Annotated in this window: 14 protein-coding genes; 7 read left to right on the top strand and 7 right to left on the bottom strand. The window is 40.0% G+C overall.

What is annotated here, in order from left to right; all coding sequences use genetic code 11:
* Nucleotides 1-132: 132 nt before the first annotated feature.
* Entirely contained in the window at nucleotides 133-2,823 is a 2,691-nt protein-coding gene (gyrA, locus tag PL11201_RS08810; protein ID WP_079678227.1) for a DNA gyrase subunit A, read from the bottom strand.
* Between the two features lie 179 nt (nucleotides 2,824-3,002).
* Between gyrA and PL11201_RS08805 the strand changes: the two genes are divergently transcribed.
* The 3 genes from PL11201_RS08805 (at nucleotide 3,003) to PL11201_RS08795 (ending at nucleotide 5,187) form a co-directional block, all read left to right on the top strand.
* A complete protein-coding gene (locus tag PL11201_RS08805; RefSeq protein WP_079678226.1) occupies nucleotides 3,003-3,923 on the top strand; it encodes a histone deacetylase family protein in 921 nt (306 codons plus the stop codon).
* Nucleotides 3,924-4,139: 216 nt separating this feature from the next.
* Nucleotides 4,140-4,331 (top strand): hypothetical protein, encoded by a 192-nt coding sequence (locus PL11201_RS08800; protein WP_079678225.1) that lies wholly within the window; start codon nucleotides 4,140-4,142, stop codon nucleotides 4,329-4,331.
* A 148-nt stretch (nucleotides 4,332-4,479) separates the two neighbouring features.
* Nucleotides 4,480-5,187 (top strand): sirohydrochlorin chelatase, encoded by a 708-nt coding sequence (locus tag PL11201_RS08795; RefSeq protein ID WP_234996648.1) that lies wholly within the window; start codon nucleotides 4,480-4,482, stop codon nucleotides 5,185-5,187.
* Between the two features lie 152 nt (nucleotides 5,188-5,339).
* Here the strand turns inward: PL11201_RS08795 and PL11201_RS08790 are convergent, their stop codons facing one another.
* Nucleotides 5,340-8,111 (bottom strand): PAS domain-containing sensor histidine kinase, encoded by a 2,772-nt coding sequence (locus tag PL11201_RS08790; RefSeq protein ID WP_079678223.1) that lies wholly within the window; start codon nucleotides 8,109-8,111, stop codon nucleotides 5,340-5,342.
* Between the two features lie 101 nt (nucleotides 8,112-8,212).
* Complete coding sequence (locus tag PL11201_RS08785) at nucleotides 8,213-8,620, bottom strand: response regulator (RefSeq protein ID WP_079678222.1); 408 nt, start codon at nucleotides 8,618-8,620, stop codon at nucleotides 8,213-8,215.
* 275 nt (nucleotides 8,621-8,895) lie between these two features.
* Here PL11201_RS08785 and PL11201_RS08780 point away from each other — a divergent pair, with 275 nt between their 5' ends.
* From PL11201_RS08780 to PL11201_RS08770, 3 genes are all read left to right on the top strand, one after another.
* Nucleotides 8,896-10,425, top strand: a complete 1,530-nt coding sequence (locus PL11201_RS08780) for an efflux RND transporter periplasmic adaptor subunit (protein ID WP_079678221.1) — start codon at nucleotides 8,896-8,898, stop codon at nucleotides 10,423-10,425.
* 215 nt (nucleotides 10,426-10,640) lie between these two features.
* Nucleotides 10,641-12,296, top strand: coding sequence for an ABC transporter substrate-binding protein (locus PL11201_RS08775; RefSeq protein ID WP_079678220.1), 1,656 nt, complete (start codon nucleotides 10,641-10,643; stop codon nucleotides 12,294-12,296).
* A 10-nt stretch (nucleotides 12,297-12,306) separates the two neighbouring features.
* The gene (locus PL11201_RS08770; RefSeq protein WP_079678219.1) at nucleotides 12,307-12,741 is read left to right on the top strand and encodes an META domain-containing protein; all 435 of its coding nucleotides are present in this window, start codon (nucleotides 12,307-12,309) and stop codon (nucleotides 12,739-12,741) included.
* A 63-nt stretch (nucleotides 12,742-12,804) separates the two neighbouring features.
* On the opposite strand, the gene PL11201_RS08765 is transcribed toward PL11201_RS08770, so the two are convergent.
* Together PL11201_RS08765 and PL11201_RS08760 are read right to left on the bottom strand one after the other, a co-directional pair.
* Complete coding sequence (locus PL11201_RS08765) at nucleotides 12,805-13,851, bottom strand: fatty acid desaturase (RefSeq protein WP_079678218.1); 1,047 nt, start codon at nucleotides 13,849-13,851, stop codon at nucleotides 12,805-12,807.
* A 279-nt stretch (nucleotides 13,852-14,130) separates the two neighbouring features.
* A complete protein-coding gene (locus tag PL11201_RS08760) occupies nucleotides 14,131-14,367 on the bottom strand; it encodes a hypothetical protein (RefSeq protein ID WP_234996647.1) in 237 nt (78 codons plus the stop codon).
* Between the two features lie 279 nt (nucleotides 14,368-14,646).
* Here PL11201_RS08760 and thrC point away from each other — a divergent pair, with 279 nt between their 5' ends.
* Entirely contained in the window at nucleotides 14,647-15,738 is a 1,092-nt protein-coding gene (gene thrC / locus PL11201_RS08755; RefSeq protein WP_079678216.1) for a threonine synthase, read from the top strand.
* A 90-nt stretch (nucleotides 15,739-15,828) separates the two neighbouring features.
* On the opposite strand, the gene PL11201_RS08750 is transcribed toward thrC, so the two are convergent.
* Nucleotides 15,829-16,278 (bottom strand): type II toxin-antitoxin system VapC family toxin, encoded by a 450-nt coding sequence (locus PL11201_RS08750; RefSeq protein ID WP_079678215.1) that lies wholly within the window; start codon nucleotides 16,276-16,278, stop codon nucleotides 15,829-15,831.
* The gene (locus PL11201_RS08745) at nucleotides 16,262-16,468 is read right to left on the bottom strand and encodes a hypothetical protein (protein WP_079678214.1); all 207 of its coding nucleotides are present in this window, start codon (nucleotides 16,466-16,468) and stop codon (nucleotides 16,262-16,264) included. The genes PL11201_RS08750 and PL11201_RS08745 overlap by 17 nt, the downstream gene beginning before the upstream one ends.
* Nucleotides 16,469-16,492: the final 24 nt, after the last annotated feature.

The following is a 16,492-nucleotide window of genomic DNA, read 5'->3' as shown; positions in this document are numbered from 1 at the left end:
TTCAGGTAAGGTGAACTTTTTTAGTTAACTTACCTGGAAAACATTTATATTAGCAGGGCTCTGCTCCCCCTGCTCCCCCTGCCTCCCCTGCCCCCCCAGACGGGAGGTTTCGGAGGGAAAGGGGGTTATTTTTTATTCTTCTTCTCCAGACTCCCCAGATTCTCCAGATTCTTCAGCATTGGATAGACTTTCCACGTCTTCTTCCCCAGAAGCGGGAACAATGGCCACCGCAGCAATGGAATCTTCCTCGTATAATCGTTGAACCCGAACCCCGGTAGCACTTCGAGATTGCAGGGGAATGGCATTCACGACTTGACGAATAATAATCCCTCGACTACTAATTAACATTAATTCGTGGGTTTCATCCACGACTTTTAAAGCCACAACTTCATCCTTTTTAGCATGGGGTTTAAACTTGGTGGCAATAATCCCCTTTCCTGCGCGATTTTGGAGGCGGAATTGGGACACCGGAACCCGTTTTCCATAACCACTAGCAGTTATGACTAAAACCGATAGTCCCAGAGAATTGACCTCCGCTACAACTTCAGTTTCTGTTTCATTTTCTTCGGTGGTTTCTGCGGGTGTGAGTTCGTTTTCTTCCTCGGTGGTTTCTACCGTTGTGAGCACTAACTCGTCATCGGTTTCAATTTCTTCTCCCTCCGCTTCAACAAAATTAGAAATAATTGCACTAGGCAAAATATCCATACTGATTAAGGTATCATCCCCTTTCAATTTCATGGATTTAACCCCCCTGGTTGCCCGTCCCAAGGGTCGCAATTGTTTATTATTAGCTTTAAAATGAATCGCCATGCCGTGACGGGAACCAATGATAATACCATCGTCAACTTTTGCCCGTCTGACCCAGCGTAATTCGTCTCCTTCCTCTAAGGAAATGGCGATTAAACCATTAGTTCTAATATTACTAAAGGCGGAGAGTTGAGTTTTCTTAATAAATCCGCCTTTAGTTAACATCACTAAGTATTCATCATCGCTAAATTCGCTAACGTGAACAATAGATGTGATCCGTTCTTCCTTGGGAATGGGTAACATTTGAATAATGGGAACTCCTCGCGCCGTGCGGGATGAAGCAGGGATTTGATAGGCTCTAATACTGTAAACTACCCCACGATTACTAAAGAATAAAACCGTGTCATGGTCGCAACAGGTGATAAAGTGTTCAACCCCATCATCCTCTTTCATTTTTGTGCCTTGTTTGCCTTTTGTGGCTCGACTTTGGGCGGCAAAGGTATTAACAGGCATTCGCTTCATATAGCCCTGTTCTGTTAATAGAATCAATGCTTTTTCATTGGCGATTAAATCCGTATCTTCTAACTCTCCCTCGGTATGTTCAATAATAGTACGGCGGGGGGTATTAAACTTTTGTTTGATTTCTAGGGCTTCATCTTCAACGATTACTAAAATTCTTTCTCGTCGGGCTAAAATATCCTCTAAATCAGTAATTTTGATTTGTAATTCTTGGTGTTCTTGGTCAATTTTTTGGGATTCTAAAGCGGTCAACCGTCGCAATTGCATTTGTAAAATTGCATCGGCTTGTTGTTCAGATAAGCCATAGTTGGTCATTAATTCTTGTTTGGCGATGGGAATATCCGCCGCATGACGAATCAAGGCAATAATTGCGTCTAAATTGTCTAAGGCAATTAATAAACCCAGTAAAAGATGATCCCGTTCTTGGGCTTTTCTCAGTTCATATTCCGTGCGTTTGCGGATAGTTTGTTCTCGGAAATGCAGGAATACTTCTAAGAAGCGTTTCAGGGTGAGAATTTCGGGACGACCATTAACCAGAGCTAACATATTCGCCCCAAAATTGGTTTGTAGGGGCGTTTGTTTGTAGAGGTTATTGAGGATAACTCTGGGGTAAGCATCCCGTTTCAGTTCAATCACGATCCGCATTCCATCCCGATCGCTTTCATCCCGAATATCGGAAATTCCCTCTAATTTCTTATCATTCACCATTTCGGCAATGCGTTCAATCATCGCCGCTTTATTGGTTTGATAAGGCAGTTGGGTAACAATAATTGCTTCTCGATCGGGTCTACCTTTATGTTCGATGGTTTCAATGGTAGCAATGCCGCGCATGGTAATCGAACCTCGACCATCATTATAGGCTTCTTTAATGCCCGATGTCCCTAAAATTTGTGCTCCGGTGGGAAAATCTGGGCCGGGAATATGGCGCATTAATTCGGTAATGGTAATCTCAGGATTATGAATTAATGCCACTAAACCATCGATTAATTCTCCTAAATTGTGAGGGGGAATATTGGTCGCCATTCCCACAGCAATTCCCGAAGATCCATTTAATAGTAATTGGGGAATTCGTGCGGGTAAAACTAAGGGTTCCTGTTGAGATCCATCAAAGTTATCGCCAAAGGCAACGGTTTCTGAATCGATATCTCGCAGGAGGGAATCACTGGTGAGGGCCTGTAGACGGCATTCGGTATACCGCATAGCCGCTGGGGGATCGTTATCAACCGAGCCAAAGTTACCATGGCCGTTGATTAAGGGCGATCGCATGGAAAAGTCCTGTGCCATCCGCACCAAGGCGTCATAAACGGCCACATCCCCATGGGGGTGATATTTACCGAGTACCTCCCCCACCACACGGGCGCATTTACGGAAGGGCCGATCGGGGGTTAAGCCCAGTTCGTTCATCGCGTACAAGATCCGACGGTGAACGGGTTTCAAACCATCCCGTGCATCTGGCAGCGCTCGCCCTACAATCACGCTCATGGCGTATTCCAGGTAGGACTGCTGCATTTCATTTCTCAGATCCGTCGGGACAATTCTCGACTCAGAGGTACTCATACCTTCAAAAACTCCATTACAATTTAAAATTAGTCACATTTAACCGAAAATATTAATAGAAAAAAAATCCCTTTCGGTGGGGGTTCTAAAATCAGTGACTAATGCCTAAAATTCTACCATAATTTGCCTTCTGATTGGGGGTAAAATCTGGGATTTAAAATTGAAAAAACTCTTGACAAATGCTAACAGTTATTTATTCTGACGAATTCCTCAACCATAAGACGGGATTGTTCCATCCCGAACGGCCAGAACGTTTAACGGCAATTGTAAACGCCCTCAAATCCGTACCTTGGACAGAACAGTTACGGTGGGAACAGCCGACTCCGGTAGCCGATCGCCTGGAATCTTTAATCAAGCTTTTGGAAACAGTACATACTCCCGCCCATATTCAGCAGGTGAAAGCGATCTCAGATCAGGGAGGGGGATATTTAGATGGGGACACCCCCATGTCGGCGGAAAGTTATGATGTGGCACTTTTGGCGGTGAGTGCTTGGTTGGATGGGGTGGATCGGGTTTTGGATAGGGGACGTCCGGTTTTTGTTTTAGCTCGTCCCCCCGGACATCATGCTGAATCGGATCGGGGTATGGGATTTTGTTTATTGTCGAATGCGGCGATCGCGGCTTATTACGCGCTCAAAAAGCCAGGAATTGAGAAAGTGGCAATTTTAGATTGGGACGTCCATCACGGCAATGGAACTCAAGAGTTAGTGGAAGATAATCCTCGGATTGCTTACTGTTCTTTACATCAATCTCCCTGTTATCCGGGGACGGGATATGCTGATGAACGTGGCTCTCACAACAATGTTCTGAATATTCCCATGTCTCCGGGCAGCACAATGGGGTTATATAAACCTGCTTTTGAAGGTTATATTATGCCCTTTTTACGGCAGTTTGAGCCGGATCTGCTGATCGTGAGTGCGGGGTACGATGCTAACCGAGATGATCCCTTAGCTAGTATTTCTCTACAACCTGAAGACTATGGAATATTTACCGAATATTGTCTACAACTTACTTCTAAAATTGTCTTTGGACTTGAGGGGGGCTATGATTTGCCGAGTTTATCCCAATCGGTGGTGGCTACCTTAGAAAAATGTTTGTAGGTTGTAGTATTTTATCGTAGGGGTTTGGTCTCCAAACCCTCTTTATGGCTGGGTTTGGATGCACATTGACTCAAATCACAACAGTTATCCAGATTAATCACAAATTTACATAGCTTTGAATCACTTAATATTCTGTACAAAAAGTTCATAATTAATCTATACAAGCTCACGAACTTTCATCTTTGAGCAAGCCATTCTAAGTAGAGGTGATCCATGATGGCATACTGTCCCGTACCCCTTGAGGAGCTTTTTGGTCAAATTATGTTTTCTAGTGTGGTGACCCGTAGCGATCGCCAACATCTAAGATCCGCCATTTTAGGGGATAGTTTAACTGAAGACGAACAAGCAATTATTAATCGACTACTTTACAATGTCCGCCGCGGTTGGGTGAAATTAGTTGATATGTAGTTGATTGTTTTGGAATCACAAAATTATCAGCAACTTTTTTAAAAAAAATTTATTTTGGTTTGTGTTTTCTATTCCCAAACTCCTGAAGTTGATCAATTTTCGATACAATATCAATCGTTAACTGCACATTCAGGATTGATCCTAACCCTTGCTATCCACATCTTTGCTCGTTGCTCACGGTAGCCGTGATCCCCGTCCCCAAGAAGCCTTAAATCAATTGGCTAAACGCTTAGGGGAACGTTCAGGTTGTTCTTCCGTTGGAACTGCAACTTTAGAATTAGCTCCCCTTCCTCTGCATCAACAGATTCAAAACTTTGCCAAGTTAAGTCAATCTTGGGGATATTCTCAAGTTCAAATTTTGCCGTTATTTCTCTCGTCAGGCGTTCATGTTAACACCGATTTACCCGAAGAAGTTGCGATTGCTCAGGAACAACTCGGAGCAGAAATTCAACTGAATTTATTACCTTATTTCGGTTCTCAAATCAACCTTTTAGCCGATTGGATCGCAACAAAAATGGCAAGGGTTGAGATCGAAAATTGGATTTTAATAGCCCATGGAAGTCGCCATCCTGGGGGGAATCAACCCATTGAACAGTTAGCAACTCAAATCGGGGCAATTCCTGCCTATTGGTCAGTTTCTTTGAATTTAGAAACTCAAATTCAAGCATTAACTGCATCGGGAGTTCACCGAATTGGAATTATCCCTTATTTTATGTTTTCTGGTGGAATAAAAGATGCGATCACCCAATCCCTGCAAAAATTTTCTCAAGAATTCCCCACCGTTGAATTTGAGTTAATTTCACCTTTAGAAATCGATGATAATTTAGTAACTTTAATTGAGGATTTATTGAGATAAGAGGAATTATTTGAAAGGAGTTGTTACCCCTAAAAGGGCAAAGGTGAGACGTTTGAACCCGTAAGGAGGATTTTCCCATTTGCCGACAGTTAAGAACATAACAAAATTCTCCCTGTTTTAAAGCGTCCCATTAACACAAAATTCTCAGCCCGTTAGTCAGTCATAGATTGTGCTGTAGGGATCTCGATGACAAATTCTGTCCCTAACCCCACTTCTGAAATACAGGATAATTGACCTCTATGTTTTTCAACAATAATTTTATAACTGGTAGATAGTCCTAAACCCGTTCCTAAACCCACATCTTTAGTGGTGAAAAATGGATCAAAAATTTTCGCTAAAACCTCGGCGGACATTCCAATTCCATTATCAGCAATTCTAATTTGTACGCGCTGGGAATCTGTTAATGAGGTCGTAATCCAAATTACACCCGGATCAGCAATAATTTCCTTTAATGATCGCTGTTTATTGCGTTGTTCTACAGCGTCAATGGCATTAGCCAATAAATTCATAAAAACTTGATTTAGTTCCCCGGCATAGCATTCAACAAAAGGTAAGTTTCCATATTGTTTAATCACTTGAATTGCCGGATGATGGGGTTGTTCTTTGAGACGACTTTCTAACAACATTAAGGTACTGTCTAAGTTTTCATGTAAATCAATATTTTTTAGTTCTGATTCATCTAAACGAGAAAAAATTCTCAAGGATTTAACAATATCTCTAATTCGCTCCGCCCCAGTTTTCATTGAATTTAATAATTGGGGGAGATCTTCTGCAATAAAATCTAGTTCGACTGCTTCTAATTTTTCTTCTATTTCTAAGTCAGGATGGGGATAGTGTTTTTGATATAGTTTAATCACGGAAAATAAATCATCCAGATATTCTTTAGCATAGGTGAGATTCCCAAAAATAAAGCTCACAGGGTTATTAATTTCGTGGGCAATTCCGGCAACCATTTGTCCTAAACTTGACATTTTTTCTGAATGAACTAATTGCATTTGAGCTTGTTGCAATTTAGAAACTGTTTGTTCTAATTCTTGGGTTTTTGCTGTTGCAATTATAGCAGATTCTTGAGATTTTGTATAGAGTTTTGCTTGATTAATTGCGATTTCTAATTGATTGATAACAGAGCGCAAAAGTTCGACTTCTTGAGGTTTCCAAGGTCGAGGCTCCTGAGAATGGGCTAATACTAAAGCTCCAATATCACCAGATTGAATTTTTAACGGGAAAATTAAAACCGATTCCAATTCTAAAACCATTAAAAAATTCCTAATAGATGAAATCTCACAGGTAATTACTTGATCAATTTGGATCATTTTTCCCTGTAAAACCATCTCACTAATCGGGTGTAGGGCATCCCCGGGATACATTTCAGAAATACTGACTAAATTCGAGGCTTTGGATTCCTTGAGGATTTCCCATTCTGGAGGATCTAATTCGGAGTGATATCCAACAAAATAACAGCGATCAATTCCTAATAATTGACGAATTTCTTGTACTGTTGTTTCTAAAATTGTATTCCAATCTAGGGAATTTCTAATCAAATTACCGATGCAATTTTGCATCTTTTCTCGTTCGGCTAATTCCCGCAATTGTTGTTCTGAATTTTGCCAAGCTGCTTCAGTTTGTTTGCGATCGCTAATATCTAAAAGCAAACCATCCCAAACAATTGATCCATCCGGTTGTTTCCCTAAACTGCCTCCGGCTTGAATCCACTTAATCTTACCCGAAGGAGTAATTAAACGGTATTGATGTTGCCAAGGTTTTCCCGTATCTACAGCTTGGGCCATGGAATCTACAAAGCTATTTAGATCATCAGGATGAATCAGTTTCCACAAGAAATCAGCATTTTTTAAAATAACTTCGGGTCTAATTTCAGTTAATTCTAAACATTTCGGGCTTAAATAGGTAAAACAGCCCTGTCCTTGATGATTATATTGATGATATTGATAGGTAACACCGGGGACATTTTCTGCTAATTGTTGGAAGCGGATTTGTGACTTTTGTAATGCTATTTCTGCGTTTTTTCTGGCGGTGATATCCAAAGAAGTCCCGATAATTCGATAGATTTTTCCTCTGGGATCTAAAATGGGATTGAGGGTGGTTAAAGAAAAGGTTTGTTTTTCTTCAAACCAAATTTCTTCTTCATATTGAATTGAGGTTTTAGCCTGAACACAATCTCGATAATGTTGTAGAACTTTTTCCCCTTCCACCAAACCGAAAATTTCTGTAAAGGTTTTTCCATAAACCTCAGCAGATTTCCGTCCCGTTATTTGTTCGGTTTTGGGATTCCAACCTAAACATCGAAAGTTCTTTTCATGAAAAACTGCAACAACAAAAATAACCTGTTCTACGCCGTTATAAATATTTCTTAAAAATTCCTCTTGTTCTTCTACAACTGCTTCAGTTTTTTCCGGTTCTATTAAATGATCTGAGGGGTCAAACCAAGTTAAAACTTGTTCAATTTCATGGGTTGTAATAGGTTCAATCTCGCAGGTTTTAGGATAACAGGGACAACAATTATCAAGGGTTGGGGGTGGAATTTCTAAAATTAATCCATCAAAAATTAGATCGCCATTGGGTTGAGGACAAGGTTGGGCGATCGCAGATAAATATTTGATCTGTCCCGATGGAGTTTGATATTGCCATTGTCGTTGCCAGGGAATTAATTTTTGAGCACAGGTTACAAGGGATTGAGTAAAAACCCATTGATCCCGATCATTCATCCATCCCCACATTAAAGCGGCATTATGCTGAATTTCATCGGGTTCTCGCTCGTAAATTCTTCGGCAACTAGGACTAATATATAAATACTCTTGAGCACCATCAGGGTGTAGCAACGATTGATAAATCACTCCCGGCAAATTATCGGCGATCTGATGCAGATCTACTTGATTCTGCTCACCCTGTGGAATTATGCTTGTCATCGTTAAAGGCGCATCGGAAAACCTAAAGAAATTATATCGTTTCTTTGGGTTTTCCGATTCTCGAGTGTTATAGTAACTAATCTAAATATTCCCAAAATCCATTAGAATTCAGACATTAGACTGACTGTCTGATTCAAAATTTTTTCAATCGTATGCAGCAGTTCTTCTTCAGAGAAAGGTTTAGTCAAATATTCCGTTGCCCCGGATAACCGACCCTCCACCCGATCCTGAGCCCCATTCCGGGATGTGAGCATCACAATCGGGAGATGATTAAAATTGGGTAATCCTCGCAAAACTCGACACAGTTCTAAACCATCCATTCCGGGCATAGAGATATCTAAAAGCATTAAGTCAATGGACTGCTGATGGAGTACCGCTAAAGCCTCAGTGGTATTGTTTGCAAAAACTAGCTGATAGTGTTTTTCCAAAATCCGTTTAACCAGTTTTTGCACAGGAATGCTATCATCGACAGCGAGAACTGTACTCTGAGATTTTACAGATGTATACATCTTGACTTCTCCATTTTATTCTCTAATTTATGAACATTAGGCAGATTTTAGAATAAACTGTTTTGGTGGCATTGACCTATCGTATTGATTGATTATATCCCACCTAAAACTAAGTTTTTTCTTGTTTTATAATCACTTGATTAAATTATATAAATCTTCACGATACACAATAAAAATTAACGATTAATTGTCCGTCTAAAACAAACCTATTCATCCTTTTAGGATATAATGATGGTGTCCCCTGTTTCAACTTATAAGGAGGATGTTAGAAATCTGTGTCAACCCTAGATTACCAAGCAAAAAGAGCCTATCAACGGGGAGTTAAATGGTTAGTGGTGATGACTCTATTAACTGGAGTCAGTTTAGCGGGTATTGCTTTGTATTATAAACTACAAAAAAAGGATGCAGAAGCGGTTCCAGCTGAGTTACAAAAAGTGGAATTGGGAACGGTTGAAAACAAAATTAGTGAAGGGGGAACCGTTGAATTAGGTGGGCAACGAACAATTAAATCCCCTGCTGATAGTGCGGTGGAGCAGATTTTTGTTAAGGTAGGCGATCCGATTATTCGGGGGCAAAATTTAATTCTGTTGAGATCTACCGCCGGGGAAAATTCCTTACTGCAAAAACAATTAGGGATTCAGCAACAAGAACTTGAAATAGAACGAAATCGCCAAAAAGTAGAAGAAGCAAAAATCAAATTAAAAAACTCCGAAATTAATTATAAAGATGAGTTAGAGAAGTATCGAAAGCAAGTTAAATCTCAACAAATCACTCAAAGGATTGAAATTCAAAAGAACCAAGCGCAATTGGAACGTCAACAACAGAAAGTTATTGAAGCAAAAGAAGATTTAACCGTCGCAGAAGCGGAGTTAAATAAATCAAATAATCTCTTGGAAAAAGGGTTTATTCCAGAAACAGAATTAGATGGAAAGAAAGCAGATATTCGGTCAAAAGAAGCAAGTTTAAAAAATGAACAATTAGCCTTGAAAAATGCGATTCTTGACCTGGAAACCAGTAAAAATAAATTTGAACCAATCACAGATCCCACCAATGATATCTTAACTGCTAAAATCGAACTCCAACAAGTTCAATCTGAATTTCAAAAAAGTTTAAGTGAACTTCAGCGACTCAAAGTAGAATATAAAGAACAAGAATCAAATTTACAGAATAATCTTGTCATTTCTCCCTTGGATGGAGTCGTACTAAATATTAATATTAAACCAGGGGATGGAATTATTCGAGGAAGTGATTTAATTACAATTGGAGATCCAAATCAAGAACTGGTTCTACTTCGGTTATCGACCCTGAATGCGGCTCAAGTTAAACCGAATCAAGTCGCTCGAATTACAATTATTGGCCCTGATTCAAAACCATTTTCCGGGCGGGTCGAACGGGTCAATCGACAAGCGGTCTCTGAAAATACGAATAGCAGCCAATCTAGCAGTTCATCCGGTCAAGTCACCGTTCCTGCTACGGTAAGATTGGATCAACCAACCCAGGCATTAATTCCAGGGGGTCAGGTGAGTGTTGAGATCATTTTAGAACAACAAAAAGATGTGATTGCGGTCAATACAGAATTAATTCAATCCCAAGGAAAATCGTCTTTTGTCTGGAAATTAGACGCAAATAATCAAGTTCAAAAACAACCCGTAACCCTGGGACTAAAAGATTTAACTAAAGTTGAAGTTAAATCCGGTTTGAAAGTGGGTGATACCTTAGTAATTCCTCCAACCGATATCCCCCTACAACCTGGAATGGTGATTATTGAGGAAGAAAAAGATAAAAATTCGGATTCGGAAACTTGACGGGTAATTCAATAAAATATAAGTGCTTGTGCAAAATAAATTACCTAGTTGGGAGAGGGAACAGGGAACAGGTTAGAGGATTTGTAATTAATTTTGTTTAGGTACTTAGCAGTATTCTAAAACTTAGCGAGCGAGGACGCTCGCACTGCATCTCGCTTATGGGGTTGCAAAATGCTATGATCAAAGATTAGATTTATCCTTAATATTTTTAACCGATGGTAAACCTGTGGAATCAATTACAAAATCCGCATCTATTTTCCCGAAAATTTTTCACCCAATGGATTAGTTTATTTTGCTTATTTTGTCTAATTCTTGTTAGTTGTACTTCTCATCAAACGATTAATTCTTCCTCTTCATCCTCATCGGGTAATGGACGAATTACTATTGGAACAACCTTAAAACTCCGCACCTTAGATCCGGCTGATGCCTATGAAGTTATGTCAGGAAATATCCTGTATAATTTAGGCGATCGCCTCTATGATTATAAACTAGGAACCAATCAACTTGTACCCAAACTAGCCACCGCTTTACCCACCCTGAGTGCCGATGGATTAACCTATACTATTCCGATCAGAAAGGGCGTTTTGTTTCATGATCAAACCCCTTTTAACGCCGCCGCGATGGAGTTTTCTATTAAAAGATTTATTCAAAATGCCGGGTCTCCCTCCTCCTTATTAGCAGATACAATAGATACAGTTCAAGCAATAGGAGAATATGAATTAACGATTAAACTTAAAAAACCCTTTGCCGCCTTTCCTTCCCTCCTAGCATTTTCAGGAATTACGGCAGTTTCTCCCGAATTTTATGAAATTGGAGAAGGTAAATTTAAACCCAATGAATTTGTCGGAACCGGGCCTTATCAATTAAAGTCTTTAGGAATTGATGTCATTCGCCTCGATGCTTTTGACCAATATTGGGGAGAAAAACCCGCCAATGCCGGAGTTGATATTCAACGTTTTTCCAGTTCCTCTAATTTATTTAATGCTTTTAGAAGTAGTGCAGTTGATATTGCCTATTTATCCTTAAATCCCGATCAAATTTCGAGTTTACAAAAAGGAGCAGAAGCGGGAAATTGGCAAGTGATTTCTGCTAATGGAAATACGATTAATTATCTCCTGATTAATGTTAAATCAGAACCATTAAATCGGATAGAAGTTAGACAAGCCCTAGCCGCTTTAATCAATCGTTCTATTATTAATGAACGGGTATTACAAAATCAAGGAGAAGAACTGTTTAGTTTAATTCCTACCACCTTTAGCGATTATCAACCCACCTTTTATTTAAAGTACGGGGATGGTAATATTGAAAAAGCCAAACAACTTTTAACCCAAGCTGGATATACGCCAGAAAATCCAGCCATCGTTGAGCTTTGGTATGCGTCTAATTCATCTAATAAAGGGTTTTTAGGATTAACCTTAAAAGCCTTAGCAGATAGGGATTTAGGCGGGTTACTAAAATTACAACTTAATAGTGTAGAATCGACTACAGCCTTTAAATATTTAGAGGAGGGGATTTATCCCACTTTTGTCTTAGATTGGTATGCGGATTTTCTTGATGCGGATAACTATATTCAACCCTTTTTAGAATGTAGTCAAGGTTCCGTTGAAACTGGATGTGTCAAGGGTTCTAGTCAATATCAGGGTTCTTTTTATTATAGCGATCGCATGAATCAATTAATTGCTCAACAGCGGCAGGAACAAAATCCAGAAACTCGCAAATTAATCTTTCAGGAAATTCAAGAACTGCTCGCCGAAGATGTGCCTTATATTCCCCTTTGGCAAGATAAAACCTATGTTTTTGCTCAAAACGGGATTGACAATATTCGTTTACAATTAACTCAACAATTACCCTTGTGGACAATTAAAAAATAAACCGACCCCTATGAAAAAACTACTCCTATCCCTATCCGTTGCTAGTCTATCCATTTTGTCTATGATTAACCCCTCTATAGCTTCTGATGCTCTCAGTGGAACCTCTTGGAAATTAGTATCCTGGGGGAATGAAAAATCCACCAAAACGCCCCTAAAAGAAACGGAAATCACCCTACAATTTGAAAATAATCAAATTAGTGGTTCATCGAGTTGTAACCGTTATTTTGCCTCCTACACCCTCAAGGATGAGCAATTAAAATTTGGTGTAGCCGGGAGAACTAAAATGGCCTGTCCTGAAGAAATTATGAAGCAAGAAGATCAATTTCTCTCAGCTTTAGAAAAAAGTCGAACTTTTCAGATTAATGCTGAAGGTAAACTACAAATTAACTATAAAACAAATCAAGGATCTGGGGTAATGATATTCACCCCAAATCAACCCGAATAACCCGTAGTGAGTCCTTCAGGACTCTCTATATTTGAGTTTTTTAGGACTCACTACTAAATCTAATTACTGCTTGTATTCCTTAAAGGAAACATAAGCATTTTCAGCATCATATAAATGACACTGATCTACGATATGAGTCATTAAAGACCAGGAAAAATCACATTCAGGATAGAGATATTCACCCCAATTGTCTTGAATAATTTTATAGGCTTTCCGTAAATTGTAGGAAGGAATAGCCGTAGAAATATGGTGAGGAATGTGAACATTAATATCGTGACAGAAAAACTCAACCCAAGCGGGATAATTGCAGTGAACTGTTCCCGATAATTGGGCTAGGGCTTCATTCCAATCCTCGGGTTCTTGAAACTTAATATCGGGGGCAGTATGGTGAACAATAGTGAAGGTACTCATCCAGAAATGGTATACTAACCAAGGCATTAACCAGAATTTAACAAAGCCCCAAATTCCGAGAGTAAAAATTATCGTAGGAAAGGCGATCGCCGCACATCCAATCACAAATAAGGCAGAAAATTTAACCTGTTCTTCTCCTTTCCCTTCAAACTTGCGCCAATCAAAGTTAACAATTGCCCAATGCAAAATTGAACCTAACCACCACAGTCTAGCTCGGGTTAATTTATAAGCAATTTGTACAATTTTAGGGGATGCTTCATAATTTTCGATTTTCCAGGGTTCCCAAGCATTATCTTCAGTCAGTTTATTAGTATGTTTATGATGGTGATTATGTCCTAAACGCCAACCATGAAAGGGATAAATTAAAGGAAGAAATGTCAAATGACCGACTAAATCATTTACCCAACGACGGTCAGAAAAAGAACGATGTCCACAGTCATGACCAATGACGAAAAAACCCGTTAAAGCTGTCCCGGTAAAAACCCAAGCCAAGGGTAAAAGAAACCAGGGAGAGTAAGCAATCGCAAAATAGCCCGCAACCACCAGAAGAACACTAACAACAACAGTCAGCCAAGCTTTTTTCTGATCTTTAAGAAAAACTTCCCGAGGGAGACTTTTGATAATGTCTTTTAAACGTAAATCCGAGGGAAAACTAGCAGAAGATGCTAGGGTTTGAGGTTGAACAGAGGATAATGTCATAGAATTTTTTAAACTTTCAAATCCCTCAGCACTGGGGGCTAGGGTAATACTAAGGTTGTGTGGTTTTATCTTCCCAATTTTTGGGTAGTCTGATCAATTACTTAATTTGACACGAAAAATCCGACCTGCATGGGACAAACAGGCACTTTCCATCTATCCATGTAACTCCGACTCCGATGGTAACCGCCTCTAAACGGAGTCCATCAAAAGCTAGGGTGTTTAGCGGTTTTTGCTAAACCCAGCTAGTGATGATCGGGGGAGTGGAACTTAGAGGACAACTCAACAAGTCTTTGCGGGTGAGGTTGTTTCTTGGCGCTGTTGCTTGACAGTTTGCAATTCTAGGAGCAAGGTTTCAACTTCAGCGTGCAAATGCAGAAACTTCACTTGCTGATCGGCGTTGTACAGATTTTTCATCGTATCAATCGTCAGTGGCTTAGACATAACAGAACCGGAAGTCCGGCTTGAAGGGGCATCTAAGGTTTGAGTCCCAGATACGGTGGATGAACGAGTGGGCATCAGCAGTTGATTTGACATCTAAAAATGTTAGCTCAACAAATCTTAACTATATTTTACCCTGAACGTTTACTCCCATAGAAAAAAACATCAAAATTGATTAGTTTTTTCACGGAATGTAAACGAGAAGGTAAACTAAATTAAGGAATACACCCAACGGCTGATCCTGTCAACTGATAAAGTTTATAGATTCCAACCGTCAAGAGCATTCCTGAGTATCATAAATCCGTCTATTTGTCAATCCTTAACCGGATTATTTTTCGTTTATTAACTACTACCGAGATGACGTTGACTTTGCCTACAACCCAGTCCTCATTGAAGTGCTGGCCTGGTCTGATTGAAGCCTACCGCAACTATTTACCTGTTTCTGAATCGACACCCGTTATCACCCTACAAGAAGGCAACACGCCCCTGATTCCGGCCCCAACCATTGCCGAAATCATTGGCAAACAGGTGCAAGTCTATGTGAAATATGACGGACTCAACCCCACAGGTAGTTTCAAAGACCGAGGCATGACCATGGCGATTTCCAAAGCCAAAGAGGAAGGCAGCAAAGCCGTCATCTGTGCCAGTACCGGAAATACTTCAGCAGCAGCCGCCGCCTATGCCCGTCGAGCCGGGATGAAAGCCTTTGTCTTAATTCCCGATGGTTATGTGGCGTTAGGGAAACTGGCCCAAGCGTTATTATATGGGGCAGAAGTCTTAGCGATTAAGGGTAATTTTGATCAGGCACTAAATATTGTGCGGGAGATGGCCGAACATTATCCGATTACTTTAGTTAATTCTGTTAATCCCTATCGTTTAGAAGGCCAAAAAACCGCCGCCTTTGAGGTGGTAGATGCCCTGGGAGATGCCCCCGACTGGTTATGTATTCCGGTGGGCAATGCCGGGAATATTAGTGCCTATTGGATGGGATTTTGTCAATATCATTCTGTTGGGAAATGTTCTCGTTTACCCCAAATGATGGGATTTCAAGCCGCCGGAGCCGCACCGTTAGTATTAGGCCATCCGGTGGAAAACCCCGAAACCTTAGCAACAGCAATTAGAATTGGAAATCCGGCGAGTTGGGACTTTGCGGTGGCGGCTAAAGATGCCAGTCAAGGTAGTTTTAACGCTGTCACCGATGCCGAAATTCTCGACGCCTATCGGTTGTTAGCTTCTGGGGAGGGAATTTTCTGTGAGCCTGCTAGTGCCGCCTCCGTTGCCGGATTATTGAAAGTGAAAGATCAGGTTCCAGAGGGGATTAAAATTGTTTGTGTGTTAACTGGAAATGGGTTAAAAGATCCCGATACGGCTATTACTCACAGCAACAATAAATTCAAAGCCGGAATTGCACCAGAAATGGAAGCTGTTGCAACAGTCATGGGATTTTAATTTGTTGTTTGTAGAGGCGTTGAATGCAGCGTCTCTACTGAATTTTTAAAGGTATTTTCGGTTAAGTATTCCAGTATTTATTTGGACTTTTTAAAGATGACTAGGATCAATAACTTTAATTTGGGAACACCAAGAAAAATCCTTGACATTAAAAGTGTAAATACTGGTGACTTGATGAGATAACATAATGGCAATATGAAGTAAGTCAAAAATCCCTCCATTGGTCACAGGTTGTTCTTCCAATAACCTCATCCAACCTTCAAAAAGATCGAAAGGAGTTGAGAGCAAGCGGACATGAGGCATTTGACAAATTCGTTGAATGCGCTTAATAGCTTCTGTTGGTTCTAAGGGTTTTGCTAAGATAGCAGGATTTGTAATATAGGAATAAAATTCTGCTAAAACTTGTGATGAAACGCAGAGAATTTCTGTTTCACAGGGTCGAAATATTTCTAATGCAGTCTTGTGTTGAGGTGCTTTGGTATTAGCAACATAAGCGAGAATGTTGGTATCAAGATAAATTCGTTTAGATTCTGTTGCCATAAAGCAGACTTCGATTAAATGGCTGAAGGATTTCACTTTCAAAAAACAACGGAGTTAGATCAAATTCTGATAGTTGATCTTCTGTCAATGGGTTTTGCTGTTTATTAATAGCTCTGAATGTGTCTATGATTACATAAATCTGCTCGATTTGTTCAGAAGTTAAGCCAGTAACATCAAGAGTTTTAGTCATATTAGGTTACGATTAGAGTTTGCC

It is taken from the genome of Planktothrix sp. PCC 11201 (assembly GCF_900009135.1).
In the GTDB taxonomy this organism is placed as follows: Bacteria; Cyanobacteriota; Cyanobacteriia; order Cyanobacteriales; family Microcoleaceae; genus Planktothrix.
Note: the sequence above shows the minus strand (reverse complement) of the source record. Positions and strands in the feature narration are given on the sequence as shown.